The organism is Psychrobacter sp. 1U2, assembly GCF_051847575.1.
Window position 1 is genome coordinate 1 of the sequence record NZ_JBPYDC010000304.1, and the last position, 1,233, is coordinate 1,233.

Annotated in this window: 2 protein-coding genes; both read right to left on the reverse strand. The window is 39.4% G+C overall.

Translation table 11 applies throughout. The features are described from left to right. Positions 1–498 (reverse strand): acyl-CoA dehydrogenase family protein (locus tag ACS8FD_RS15370; protein ID WP_439276485.1); only part of this gene is annotated, 498 nt, incomplete at its 3' end. Positions 499–883: 385 nt separating this feature from the next. Then, the coding region (locus tag ACS8FD_RS15375; protein ID WP_439276486.1) for an EAL domain-containing protein at positions 884–1,233 on the reverse strand (350 nt) is incomplete at its 5' end.

Here is a 1,233-nt window from a genome sequence, read left to right on the forward strand (position 1 = left end):
TTCAGTAAGACACATAGTACCTGACCATTCGCCAGTGACCATTTTTTCTAAATATGTTTCTTTTTGGCTATCAGTACCGTGGTGCTCAATGGTTTGGATAGCACCATGTGATAAGCCTGGGTACATAGAGAATGACCAGTTAGCCGTACCTACCATCTCGTTGATGACCGTAGATAATGAAAAAGGCATGTTTTGACCGCCAAATTCTTCTTCAGCAGAAAGTGCAGGGAAACCAAGCTCACAGTACTGTTTATAAGCTTCTTTAAAGCCTTTAGGTGTGGTGACCTTGCCATTATCAAAATGACAGCCTTCAGCATCGCCGCTTTGATTCAGTGGTGACAACTCATTTTCAGCAAAGCTTGCAGCCATCTCAAACAGACTGTCCATTAACTCGCGATCAGCTTCTTGAAATTTTGGTAAGCGTTTATAGTGGCTTTCGCTATCAAGTAGCTCATGCATGACGAATTGAATATCACGTAATGGGGCTTTGTACTGCATAACTTCCTGTCCTTTTTTTTGGTATGACCGACAGCAAACAAACGACTTGGTTTGTGGTTATTTTGACTGTTAGTATGTTACTGATATCAGATTTGCCTACACAAAAGACTTAGGGCTACGATATCGGTCATATAATATAACGTTGAAAAATGCTAAAAGAATTATGACTGTATTAGTAAATTCACCTCAAAAGATAGGCGTTCACTAGAAATTATACAAGTTTGGTTATAATACTGATAAGTCATCAACCTAACTTGCATCCTTTATATAATCAGCGTTGAAGGACAAAAAATAGTGCTAAATACGGTACACAGAAAAGCTATATACACAGAAAAGCTATATAAGCCAATCACTATAGTAGTGGTGATAGATTAAATTAATTGAGTCATGCGTCTGGAAGAGACGCATGACTCAACATTTTAGTTGCTATGTCAGCTGAGACAGGGCGACCAAACCAGTAACCTTGCCCATAATCGCAGCCCATTTGTAATAACAAATCACGTTGCTGCTCAGTCTCGATACCTTCGGCGACGGCACTCATATCCAAAGCAGTAGCCAAGTCTAAAATAGCTTTAACAATGGCAGACTGTGTCCGATTATTCACTATTTTATCGATAAAGCTCTTGTCAATTTTAATAAAGTCGAAGGGGTACTCTTGTAAGTAACTAAGAGAGGCGTAACCCGTACCAAAATCATCTAATGACAAACAGACTCCCAGCGCTTTTAGCGCAATAA